At 57.3% G+C, this 11363-nt stretch carries 10 protein-coding genes and 3 pseudogenes; 5 read left to right on the forward strand and 8 right to left on the reverse strand.

The window, feature by feature from the left end; translation table 11 throughout:
* Positions 1-762: 762 nt before the first annotated feature.
* Positions 763-993 carry a hypothetical protein gene (locus AB3X86_RS36795; protein WP_368599742.1) on the reverse strand — a complete coding sequence of 77 codons (231 nt, stop codon included), beginning with the start codon at positions 991-993 and terminating at the stop codon, positions 763-765.
* On the opposite strand from AB3X86_RS36795, the gene AB3X86_RS36800 reads away from it, so the two are divergent.
* A complete protein-coding gene (locus tag AB3X86_RS36800) occupies positions 883-1119 on the forward strand; it encodes a DUF3892 domain-containing protein (protein WP_368587029.1) in 237 nt (78 codons plus the stop codon). The genes AB3X86_RS36795 and AB3X86_RS36800 overlap by 111 nt on opposite strands.
* 121 nt (positions 1120-1240) lie before the next feature.
* On the opposite strand, the gene AB3X86_RS36805 is transcribed toward AB3X86_RS36800, so the two are convergent.
* The 4 genes from AB3X86_RS36805 to AB3X86_RS36820 form a co-directional block, all read right to left on the reverse strand.
* The gene (locus AB3X86_RS36805; protein WP_368587002.1) at positions 1241-1528 is read right to left on the reverse strand and encodes a hypothetical protein; all 288 of its coding nucleotides are present in this window, start codon (positions 1526-1528) and stop codon (positions 1241-1243) included.
* Positions 1529-1642: 114 nt separating this feature from the next.
* Entirely contained in the window at positions 1643-2191 is a 549-nt protein-coding gene (locus tag AB3X86_RS36810) for a hypothetical protein (RefSeq protein ID WP_368599737.1), read from the reverse strand.
* 235 nt (positions 2192-2426) lie between these two features.
* The gene (locus AB3X86_RS36815; protein ID WP_368599738.1) at positions 2427-3233 is read right to left on the reverse strand and encodes an IS5 family transposase; all 807 of its coding nucleotides are present in this window, start codon (positions 3231-3233) and stop codon (positions 2427-2429) included.
* A 109-nt stretch (positions 3234-3342) separates the two neighbouring features.
* A complete protein-coding gene (locus AB3X86_RS36820) occupies positions 3343-3492 on the reverse strand; it encodes a DUF4224 domain-containing protein (protein WP_368587005.1) in 150 nt (49 codons plus the stop codon).
* A gap of 243 nt (positions 3493-3735) precedes the next feature.
* Here AB3X86_RS36820 and AB3X86_RS36825 point away from each other — a divergent pair.
* From AB3X86_RS36825 to AB3X86_RS36835, 3 genes and pseudogenes are all read left to right on the forward strand, one after another.
* Positions 3736-3834: pseudogene (locus AB3X86_RS36825) on the forward strand (DUF6680 family protein); the annotation flags it as partial.
* 51 nt (positions 3835-3885) lie between these two features.
* Positions 3886-4674 (forward strand): annotated as a pseudogene (locus AB3X86_RS36830) (IS5 family transposase); the annotation flags it as partial.
* A 936-nt stretch (positions 4675-5610) separates the two neighbouring features.
* On the forward strand, positions 5611-5925 hold the full coding sequence (locus AB3X86_RS36835; RefSeq protein WP_368599739.1) for a CocE/NonD family hydrolase: 315 nt from the start codon (positions 5611-5613) through the stop codon (positions 5923-5925).
* A gap of 733 nt (positions 5926-6658) precedes the next feature.
* Here AB3X86_RS36835 and AB3X86_RS36840 read toward each other — a convergent pair.
* Positions 6659-6907, reverse strand: coding sequence for a hypothetical protein (locus tag AB3X86_RS36840; RefSeq protein WP_368587006.1), 249 nt, complete (start codon positions 6905-6907; stop codon positions 6659-6661).
* Between the two features lie 284 nt (positions 6908-7191).
* Positions 7192-7620: a hypothetical protein gene (locus AB3X86_RS36845; RefSeq protein ID WP_368599740.1), complete on the reverse strand. Its 429-nt coding sequence runs from the start codon at positions 7618-7620 to the stop codon at positions 7192-7194.
* A 1502-nt stretch (positions 7621-9122) separates the two neighbouring features.
* On the opposite strand from AB3X86_RS36845, the pseudogene AB3X86_RS36850 reads away from it, so the two are divergent.
* A pseudogene (locus AB3X86_RS36850) lies at positions 9123-11016 on the forward strand (SAM-dependent methyltransferase).
* Between the two features lie 60 nt (positions 11017-11076).
* Here AB3X86_RS36850 and AB3X86_RS36855 read toward each other — a convergent pair.
* A partial coding sequence (locus AB3X86_RS36855; RefSeq protein WP_368599741.1) for a hypothetical protein occupies positions 11077-11363 on the reverse strand: 287 nt, incomplete at its 5' end.

Genomic DNA, 11363 nt, shown 5'->3' on the forward strand with positions numbered 1-11363 from the left:
CTTGCTCATGGTGGATGGTTTGTTGTTTGCTGGTTTCCGACTTCGACAATCAGATTCTCAGCTGAAACCTCCACCGCCTTCAATTCCCCGCCCCAGATCCCCCGTACACCACTTCCGACTTTAGCTCTCGGCGCATGGGTTGGATCCCTGTTGTGTGTGCATGATGCTCTCCTTTGAGCACGCGTTGACAAGCTGATTTTACGGATCGGCTCGCCCACGTTCCTGCTACGTAGGATCTAACACCCTCTAGCTGACAGGACACTTCGTCACGGAGCCTTACGATAGAGCTGCACGAGACCTTTGAACAGCTCGTCGAGATATTCGATGTCGCCTTGGGCCCGACCTTCATGAGTTTGGCCCATTCCGATGCTGCAGCCTGATAGTTGAATGGACTGGGATTCGATGAGCTTGTGAAAAGTTGCAATTGCGTGTTCACGGACGCCAAGTTCGTTTAATGGCATTTAAATACCCGTTCTGGTGTAGTTGAGGAAATGGCAAACTATCATGAAAATTGCGGCGAGTCGATGCGACGGCTTGACGCCGACGAAAAGGGTGTGAATCGAACTCACCCACCTTGGCGGCGCTCTAACCCGAGCGGGTCCTAGACGGATGCTGCGGACCCCGTCAGCATCGGCGCGGGTTATTCCGTATTTGAAATCTGATTTCGGTTTTAGTTGATGTGCCATTAGCGTACATCAAACATAGGCCAATTTAACGAAAACAAAAATGATTTTCAATGCTTTCTGGTGAACCTGTAATTCCTTAATATGCGCGATGATACAATTCAAACTCCATCATAAAGGTTGGGGGACGACAATGCGCATTGAGGTTTTCTGCATCAGCAAGACCAATAAGGAGAGTAGGCACGAGGCCATTTCCCATATCGGCGGAAAGAATGCCGACGGGAGTAGGTGGAAGATCAGCCAGAAAGACGCTATTAACGGGATTGAAACGGGTAAGTGGAACTTCTATGTTGGCGGAAATGGCCAGCATGCTGATGTGCTCGGCTGGCAAACCCCGCAAGGCCAGAAATTCCTCAGGACCGGGTGCGACGAAACCACTGCGGACGATCTTCTCAGCCTGCCCGAGTGCCCAATAAATGCCTCTCCTTGTTTCTGATTGCGGGAGTTTCCGGTATCGGTCAGCGCCGCGCGTCTAGTCTGCGGCGCTAAACACCGCGGACGTGCGACACAAGGCCCCGAACGTTCCCGCCAAGGATCGTGCGGTCGGGGCCTTTCTCTTAACGAAGCGGCTTCACGCGCTCCGGTTTCCTGCGGTAAATCCTTTCCGTTACCTTCCCGTCTGCATGGGCCAGAAGTGCGTTTGCGTGCTCGAGCGTCTCTGCATCGGTGGCGCATTTCGCCCGCAAGTCGTGTTCGGTGAAGTGCTCGTTAACCTTCGTCTCTTCACGAGCGCGCTCCATGAAGTTGCGCCACATCGTTTCCCATCCGCCGGCGCGGCCATTGTCGTTGAAATTGAAATAGCATTCGCCGCTTCGATTGCAGAACAGCCACGGGGCGATCGACACCGGCCGCACTTTCTTTGCGAGCGCGACTGCTTCCCGTAGCTCGGCGGTCCACTCATAAATCAGCCGCTTGCCCGTCGTGTGTTCGGTCTTGCCGGGCGTAACGTGAATGCCCTCCTACTGCAGATCGGACATCGTCAGGCGCAGCAGATCGCCCCGGCGCAGTCCCGTCAGCAGCTTGATCCGCATGTATGTCTGGGTCGCGAACACGCTGCCAGTCTTGCGGCGCGACTCTAGTGACAGGCATTCGACGATCTTCCAGTCCTCGATATAGCGCGTGCGCGGCTTCTGACCTTCGAGTCGGACTTCTCGCTTGAACAGATGTCGGTCGAGATAGCCCCACTCGACGGCCTTCGTATCGGCATGTGAAAGGACTTCTATCTCGCGCTTCGCCGCGGTCTTCGCCGAGCACTTGTCGATGCACTGGTAGACATGGCGCGGTTTCAGCGACGCCAGCGGCATGGCGCCGAGCACGGCGCGCAGCCTCTTCATCGCAACAGCGTTGTGCGCCTGTGATGTGACCTCCTTCTTCGGCACGACTTCGAGCGCATACCGGTCGAGTAGATCGCCGATCGTCTTTGCGTCGTCGAGCGTCTCCAGCCGGGCTGGCCCATGCCTTGTATGCTTCCGGAAGAGTCTTGCCCAGGCGAAACTGCTTCTTCCCATCCCATGCAGCCTCGAACCCTTCGGGAACGCGGTAGTTTTAGGCCCCGTGAATCTGACGCCAGCGGGCTGGGAGGCGCTTGTTCTCTTTGTTTCTGGCCTTCGGCATTAGAAACCTTAACAAAATGAATAAAGGGGCTGTTTACTCTCGATGAATCCTGTTAACTTTTCATTGTTTCGACGACGAATAGGACATGGCTAAACCCATACTCATTTTGTTAACGCCTCTTAGAAGGTGTTATGCACTTTTGTTAAGGGCTGCAAAGTGGACGAGCATAAGGACGGAGAACACGACGAAATGCAGACCAGCCAAGGTTTCGGGCAATCGCTCGTAGTCTCTGGCCAGTCGGCGGAAGCGGTTGAGCCAGCCGAAACTGCGCTCCACCACCCAACGACGCGGCAACAGTACAAGGCCTTTTTTTGCCTCCGGCAACCTGACTACGTGAAGCTCGATGCCTTCATCGCGCGCGGCCTGTGCAGGCTCTTCGCCGGTGTAGCCCTGGTCAGCGAACGCGATTCTCACGGTGTGCCCCGTGACCTGCTGGACCTGCCTCGCCAGTTCTCCGACCTGTGCACGCTCCTGTTCGTTGGCCGGCGTCACATGCACCGCAAGCAGTTGTCCCAATGTATCCACCGCCATGTGCACCTTGCTGCCTTTCTTGCGCTTGTACCCGTCGTAATCCGCGCGTGGACCGCTCTGGCACGTCGACTGCAGCGTGCGGCCATCCAGGATGACTGCACTGGGCTGCCCCCGGCGATCCTGCGCCACCCGGATAATCGAACGCAGATCATTGACCATGGCCTCGAAACAGCTTGCCTGAATCCAGCGCTGCGTCTGCTCGTAGACCGCCTCCCACGGCGGGAAGTCATTGGGCAGCAGACGCCACGGTGCGCCCGCGCGGACAATCCAGCGCAAGGCGTTGAACATCTCGCGCAATTCGTAGCGACGCTGAGGCGCCTCCTGGTTCATCATTGTCAGGTACGGAGCGGCAAAGTACCACTCTTCATCCGATACATCCGTTGGGTAAGGTCTGCGCTCTTTCATTCCGCCAGGGTACCAGGTCTGGCCGAAAGTTCATAACACCTTCTAGGCTGCGCTCCGATCGGGCATAGCTTCCGGCGGCGCGCTGCTTTCGCCGGCGCCGAGTTGCTGTTCAACGTGGCGCCGCGAGAAGACGAGACGACCGTCGGCGCACCTTGTGCTCGATCCCCATCGCGCGGAGCGCTGCCTCTTGAGATGCGCGCTTGCTGCGGCCGGTCAGTTCGACCAGCTCGGCGGCGGAAAGAAACATAGACCCGATCATCAGATCCTCCAGTGTTTACGCGTGGTTTCGATCATTCGTTGAGCTGCTTCAGTCATACTTTCTTTTTTCGCTATCGGGAAGCTTCGAAATGACAACGGGTGAGTGGGTAATCGCGTCGCGACTTTTGCGGGGCCGATTTTTGCCGTGCAAGCGCAAAAGTCGATCGAACTCAGTAAAGACTGGGCGGCGACAATTAGCTTGTCCGCCGGCCACGCTGCTTGACGCTCTCTAAAAGACTCTGAAAACAGAAAGCAAGCGCTCTTCCGAACGCTTATGGCGACGTGCGGCGCGCGGCTTTCTCGGGAGCATGTTGGCGCCCTGAATATGATCGACCTTACTTAGAGCGGCTAACACAACCTGGACATCAAGCCATAGGTTTCGTATCCTGGGCGCATGTCGAGAAGAAAAATCAGCAACGAACTGTGGGCGGCGCTGGAACTGTCGATTCCGGCATTTACGCCGTCACCCAAAGGCGGCCGTCGGCGCACAGTTGGCGACCGCGCAGCACTGAACGGCATCCTGTATGTCCTGCAAACGGGCATCCCATGGGAAGACCTGCCGCAGGAACTGGGTTTCGGCAGCGGCATGACATGCTGGCGACGGCTACCAGACTGGCAGGCCGCAGGCGTGTGGGAGCAACTGCATCTGGCAATGCTTCGCCGGATGCGTGAGCACGACCAGATTGATTGGGAACGGGCGAGCCTCGATGCTGCCAGTGTTGCCAGCCCCCGGGGGGGCCAGGAAACCGGCCCCAACCCGACAGACCGGAGAAAGCTCGGGTCGAAACGGCACATCGTTGTAGACGCGCGCGGCATTCCACTGGCCATCACGGTCACGGGCGCCAACCGACACGACTCGATGGCATTCGGGCCCACGCTCGATGCCATTCCGGCAGTCTCGGGTCTGAATGGCCAGCCCCGCAAACGCCTGGACAAGTTGCGTGCGGACAAGGGCAATGACTTTGCCCGCTGTCGGCGTTACCGGGAGCAGCGCGGAATCACGGCCCGTATTGCCCGTCGCGGCGTGGAAAGCAAGGAGCGGCTCGGGCAGCATCGCTGGGTGGTCGAACGCACGCATGCATGGTTTGCCGGTTTCGGCAAACTGCGCATTCGTTTCGAACGGCGTCTCGACATTCATAGTGCTTTGCTTTCCCGGGCTGCTGCCGTTATCTGCTCGCGCTTCGAGAGGGTAGCCGCGTTCCCTCTCAGAAACGCGGCCCCTGAAGAACCGTACGTGCGAGTTTCCCCGCATACGGCTCGCGCACGGCGTTAAGCATCGTGCTGATGCCGGCTGCGTCTGTGCATACGTAACCTTCGCTAGCGTCGCATCGTCGATTCGTCCCGAAACCGGGACAAGGGCGCTGAGCCGTAGACCAACCGGCCTCTCACAAGCTTCCCTTCGGCGAACCCCAGATGCGGACTCACGACAGCCGCACCACACGCACGTCAGCACCCTTTCAGGTCGAGGCAAATCTTGAACCCCTATATTGCCCGTTACAGGCAACCCTTCGCTTCTTGCGCGTTCTCACTCCCGCTTTCCCAACAGTATTCCTCGCGGTTTACCTGCCGCCGTTTCCCTGACGCGAAACGATGGCGGGAAATCGGGGTTCCCGCGTTTCCATCTCCACCGACCCGAGCACTTCTGGGCCTGTCCGGTTAGCACCTGCCTCTTCCCCGATGGCGTTTTGACGACGTGCGTGCGCCCACATCAAAAAGGCGCAACCAGCCATATACCTTTTGGTCAGAGTCAACAGCAGCTTGGGCTCTTTCACAATAACGAGGATTCTGTCAGCAGTTCACGTACGTTGTGCATGCGGAACTTGCCTGGCCCCCACACCGCACGGCTGCGGGCAGTGTCGATTCCTTCCCGGTTGCCCGGGTGAACCGCCTTAACGGAGGTTACGTTGTCCCCGGAGCTTCGCACCCGACCGTTACCAATCGCGCGCGTCCGGGTAGGCAACTGCTGGTCGTACAGCAGGTCACGGCTTCAAATTCCCATATTCAGGTACTTGAATGTGACAAGGCAGAGAAGAGCTTTGCCATCTACTCCATTGCCGATTTACGTCCGGCGGACGGCGACACGCGTCGCACTTGATGACTTGTGTTAGCGGCTCTTACTATGGGCCGGTCCGTCTTGGACGGAATCAGCGTAGCAAGGCTGAACAGGCCGTTTTGGACGCAGGGAAGGAATATCTCGACCATCTTTCGACCGGAGAGCCGACGCAAGAGGCCGCTAAATCTGCTTCCTACGGGAGCAGGGAAGAGCTTTTTATCAACCTCCTCGTGGTTCTCGCTCGAGGGCGTCTCGTACAATGGCACATTGCCGATGATGATCGCGGCGACCGACGTGCCGAACCTTGACGCGACCGTGCCGGTGCAGGGTATTAGCAACGGCTACGACCATTTCCTTACAACGGCGTCGATGAGGTATTGATCCGGTTGGGTCCGTACATGGACCAGCAAGAGGCGGCTGCCCGCAGGGCGATCTGCGAACTGGCGCGATTCAAGGCGGTGGCTGACTCTGATGACGTCACTTACACCTACAACGACTTCTGGTAGGCGGGCAATGGCTGTCGCTCGTCGACTAGATCGAAGCGGCCAAGCTGATCACGCAGGCTGGTAGGGCCAATACGGATGCTGCAGGCGTGAACGATGAGACAATCGCCACATTCGGACAGAACCTGCCGGGCAATCGGTACAAACTGATACGCTTCACACCATGCTCTTCGCAATGCGGTTTTTGTTAAGGCCATGTCACTCATCCCTAGCTGGCCGGTTGACGACCATCGTCAACCGGATAACGCCCCGTTCGCGCCGGCCTCATCGCAAGGGCTTCCACACCACTACGGACGGCTCCCCCGCGTCGCGGCATCGGAGTTTTTCGTCATGGAGTTTGTCCCTTGTTTTTCCAGCCATCAGGTCCGTAAGTCGGACCGGTTCGCAACTAACGATAACCCTTACTTGAACAGCAGCGCTTCGATATCAGATAGACTGAGCCGAAACCTGAAGCATAGGACATCGCGCAACTGATGACCGCCGCTGGGAAGCGATGACCGTGGGTCACGGCGATCTCGCATCCTAAGCACGCGATCGTACTCGGTCAATTCAGCAATGTCACAGTGCCTCTCTGACTGCTCAGAGCCCAACTGATAGATTAGGTTCCATTCTCATTCTCCTTCGCGAATACGGGTGGATACTTCTGCGATTGTCATTTCACCGATGTGACGCGAAAGCGAATGAAAGAACATTTCATCAAAGAGCTCTTCCAATTCCTTGAAAGCTCTTGCTGGACTCTCCTCAACGAAAGCGTAGGCTTCTTCGTGAGCAAGGTCGAGAAGTTTATGAATCTGTCTTTTACGCATCCTGAACAGCGTATCAACTAAAAACAAAGGTGCACACTGATTAAATGGCTGCACTTCTGCGCTCTAACACATGCGAGCATTGCCACCAGCCGCTTCGCTGGCAGTTTGACCACCCCGTTTCTTCGGTACGCATATGAGCAATTTCTGTATGGTTTGCAACGCAATTCACCGCCGAAGCGACGCAGCAGCGTGGCCTCGCGATTCAGCGTCAAGCCTTATTGTCGCATGCGCGACCTTGCAAAGGTTGCAGACGGGCAAGCGTGTCTAACCGGCTCGCGCTGCGCGACAGGCACACCTCGGGGTCAAGTCCACTTGTTCTCTTGTCCCGATTTGCGAATCTACTCCGTACCTGCACTACAGCAGTAGGCGAGGAGGAATACATGGTTTCCGGTGTCGGTCCTGACGATTGAGCGGATATCCGCGTTGAGCTTCGCCATCGCCGCAGACACGTAGTCGGGGGCCGGCAGCTTGTCGGTATTGAAGTCGTGGACAACCACGGCAACGGCGTTGTTGTCCTTCGTCATTGGATGAGCGAGAACTCGATCTTCTTCCGCGAACCTTTGTTCCCGCGTCGCTACTGCACCAACCCGTCCGCTGCAGTATCCGTGAGTACCTGACATCACATGAATCGTATTACCATCACCGCTCAGCCCCGCAGCGATAGTGTTGAGAGCGGCCGCGACGTCGTTCACGCCACACAGATCATGGAATCCCCAAATTTGCACGGCATCGGGAGTACCGCTGGTAATGTTTACAAGTGTTGCCACGATGTTCTCCAATGTTTCGAAAAGGGCCCATTTGATGATCAACCAACAATGACGGCTAAAGTGAGATGTCACTGCTCCGCCATTCCGCGCACAGCGACTACGCACGAGCCGCGAAAGGAAGCAGCCAGTTCAAGAAGCTTGCTCTGCGCGACTTAACGTTTTCCAGTAGTCAAAAGAGTAACCGAATTCATAGTGATTCGTGAGTGCCGGCGGGACGCTTGAAGCGGAGGACGACGGGCGACGGCACCCAAAAACGGGTTCGCCCCCACCGCAATCTTTAGAAGTTAGGCCGACGATACATATAGTCCCGCGCCCGACCGACGGCCATTCTCCGAAAGGCTGTCAAACGCGAAGTCACCTTGACGAGCATGTGCCTCATATCAACGAGTTTTGCTGCTTTGCCCGTTTCGTACCTGTGCCGTTGATCAGTACAGCAACAATCATGCTCAACACCGCTTAAAAGTAACGCCCCCCTGACCCTCCGTCAAAAGTTGCGCAGCAGTAAATCCCGGAAGGATTTTGCGAGACTGACAGACCGCCGCGTACTGAGCAGGCGACCAGCGGCGCTTTACAGCTAGCACTGCGACCAGCCCCATCCACACACGACCCTCTTGATTTTAGGCATGGACTCCCTATCGGTAGCAGATGGCCATCGAACCCGCGGTTCGTAGCACTGCTGCCACGATAACGACACTAACGTCATGGGTGCCGCCGCCCACCTCAACGCTGAACGCGCTCGAACTCTGCCACGTTTTAGCTAGAGTTCCGAAGACTAGCAGACTATAGAACAAATTGGCATTCAACATTTCTTATACTACTAGCCGCAAGTTCTTATCGACCGCTTTCAACGAGGCATAACCTTCGCGTGCGAGCCGATATAGGAATCCGATACAGATGGGGCCACGCAAACCGTGCCAGAGCGCCACATTCCTGCGGCGATTCGTTGGGACAACGGCTGACAATCGTCCAACCGTGCATGCTCGATGACATTGCCAGACGGATGAGACGCTTGTGCGCCGTGAGCGTACCACTGACGAGCCATGGAGGCCTGGAGTGCAACAAAGCCGCCCGGGTGGAATAGCCAGGATCAGATCTAATCTATGACGTCGAGGCCGGGTTGCAGCTGTGCAAAGAATCGGAGCAGCGACTATCAACAAGTAGCAGTAGCTAGATTTTTGGCGACCGCGCGGACCACCACTTGACTGTTTGATTTGCGCGGCGCGCAAACCAGCCAAAGAGTTCTATCGCATCCGAAGTGATTCAGAATTCAATCGGGGCTGCGTTGTATCGCCCTTCCAGACATCACAACATCGCAGCGCTTGGCGTTTCCTTGGTAGCACAGGCAAGCTATTGACAATGCTTTCAAGATCAGGCCAGATGCCGATCGGCGCGACACCTGATATTCATCTAGCTTGAAAATGCGGCGCAGCACCGGCACATCAATTCACCTTGCACCTAACGCTACGTCAGGCTTTAGCGTTGACGTACGTACCGGAGACGCAATGCAGTTAAAGATCGGTGAACTGGCAAAAAGAGCGGGGCTGAGCGTTCGTGCTTTACATCACTACGACGCGATCGGCTTGCTGTCTCCGTCGCAACGCACTGAGGGGGGAGCACGCCTGTACGGGCGTGGCGACCTGATCCGGCTGCATCGTATCGAGGCACTGAAACGGTTCGGTTATTCGCTTCCCGATATCAAAGCCAGCCTTGACGACCAACCGGCCAGTGCCCCGATAAATATTCTTCATCGGCAGATCGCCGAACTGGACGCGCAGGCTTCGCGGGCGAGGCGTCTCAGTCGCCACCTGAGACGCCTCGCCAAGATGCTGGCCGCCGGCAGCGAAACGCCCGCGATTGATTGGCTCAACACCTTGGAGTTGATGAGTATGTATCAAAAGCACTTGAACGAAGACGAACTCGACACGCTGTTTGCAACGGGCCCGGACGCGATTGCGCCGATGGATCCAATATGGGACGAGCTCATCGTTGAGGGTTCATAGCGCCATGCGGGAAGGGCTGTCTAGCGAAAGCAGTGTTGCCCAAGAGTTGGCTTGGCGCTGGGTTCGGCTCATGACCCGCATGACGAACAACGACCCGGCGCTCGGTTACAAGTTGATGAAGATTCAAACCGCGGAGCCACGCGCACAGCAGATTGTCGGCATTACGGCGGAGATGCTGATTTGGATAGACGAATCGTTTGCGCACGCGCGCTGCACACTTCTCGCCAGACACCTGAACCCGGCGCAAATGGACGAAGTTCGACACCGCCAGCTTAACGAAAAGAACAGGCGCGAATGGCCGCCGTTGGCGCTTGAGTTGCGGGCACACATGCAGGCCGGCGTCGCGGCCGACGCTGCGCCGGTACAGGCTCTCGTCGAGCGCTGGCAACAGCTTGTCCGTGAAAGCTTCTCTGGCGATGACGTGGTCTTGGAAGTGCATGTTCGAGACGCCTTGAACCAAGAGCCGGACCTGCAACTTGGGGTGGGGCTCGACGAGGCATTGTTGGCCTATCTGCATAAGGCACACATCGTTGGGCACGATGTGACGCCAACCGACGCCGGGCCCAAGCCTAGCGCCTTGATCGTGGCTAGACAACGGGCGGCGCACCAACTACTGGATCGCCCGCTGGTGCTTGATGATCCGCTCGCATTGGCCGTGCTAGGCAAAGCCGAGGCACAGGACCTACGCAATGGCCTCGATCGGTTCCGCCACCCGATATCGATGTGTAGGCGCAGCGCGCTGGTCGTACGCAGTAGGCTAGCTGACGACATTTGGACCGAGGCCGCCGAGCGGGGGGTGCGACAATACGTCGTGCTTGGGGCAGGACTCGACACCACCGCCTTCCGGCAGCACGACACGCCCGGGAGCATCTTCGAGGTTGACTTGCCGGCCACGCAGGAATGGAAACGAGCGCACCTGAATGAGGCGGGCATCCGCTTGCCGCAATCGTTGCGGTTCGTACCGGTCGACTTCGAGCGCATCAGCCTTGCCGAGGGCTTGACGCGTGCCGGATTCGATCCACTCGCACCGGCCTTCTTCAGCTGGCTCGGAGTAACCATGTACCTCGACGAGGCTGCGGTCGTTGATACTTTGCGGTTCATCGCGCGCTGCGCCAGAGGCAGCGCCGTGCTGCTGGAATACGCATTGCCAGTGTCCAGCTTGCCGCCGATGATGCGCGTCTTCGTCGAACAGTTGATGGCGCAATTCGCCGAGGGCGGCGAGCCGTGGAAAAGCGCGTTCGATCCGGCTGAGTTGGCTCAAATGCTGGTTACACTGGGCTTCAGCAGTTCCCACACTTGGACTATAGACCAGTTGAACCAAAGGTACTTTGCGAACCGCTCAGACGGACTGCAAATCGGAACAACACCGTCACGTCTAACTCTGGCCACGGTCTAATCGTCAGACTATGCCTCGCAATTACTTGTTTATCCGCCCCAGTCCGCGCAATGGTCAGCGCTACAAACGGCAAGGGCATCCCACAATCGCAAGGCTATACGAGTGGCAATGCGCCAGCGCAGCGATGCCACCGAGCCAAGTACGGGTCACCGCGTGCGCCGGGGAGCCGAGCAGGAAATCCTCGGGTGCGAGATGCACCGAGGATTTCAGGTTGTTTGCAGCTGTCACGGATCGGCGTAATCGAGCCGGGGATGATCGGCGTAATGAGGCCACCTGGAATGGCCCCGAAACGCGATTTCGAAGGGACTCAAGAATGCGTTTTTTTGCCTGATTTTGCAACCGCGTTT

The sequence above is a fragment of the Paraburkholderia sp. BR14374 genome (assembly GCF_040948685.1).
GTDB lineage: Bacteria > Pseudomonadota > Gammaproteobacteria > Burkholderiales > Burkholderiaceae > Paraburkholderia > Paraburkholderia youngii.

What these genes read in the sequence shown, in the direction of transcription:
- AB3X86_RS36795 (WP_368599742.1), bottom strand. Translation starts at nt 993, where the DNA reads ATGCTGGCCATTTCCGCCAACATAGAAGTTCCACTTACCCGTTTCAAT.
- AB3X86_RS36810 (WP_368599737.1), bottom strand. Translation starts at nt 2,191, where the DNA reads ATGGGAAGAAGCAGTTTCGCCTGGGCAAGACTCTTCCGGAAGCATACA.
- AB3X86_RS36815 (WP_368599738.1), bottom strand. Translation starts at nt 3,233, where the DNA reads ATGAAAGAGCGCAGACCTTACCCAACGGATGTATCGGATGAAGAGTGG.
- AB3X86_RS36820 (WP_368587005.1), bottom strand. Translation starts at nt 3,492, where the DNA reads ATGATCGGGTCTATGTTTCTTTCCGCCGCCGAGCTGGTCGAACTGACC.
- AB3X86_RS36835 (WP_368599739.1), top strand. Translation starts at nt 5,611, where the DNA reads ATGGGCCGGTCCGTCTTGGACGGAATCAGCGTAGCAAGGCTGAACAGG.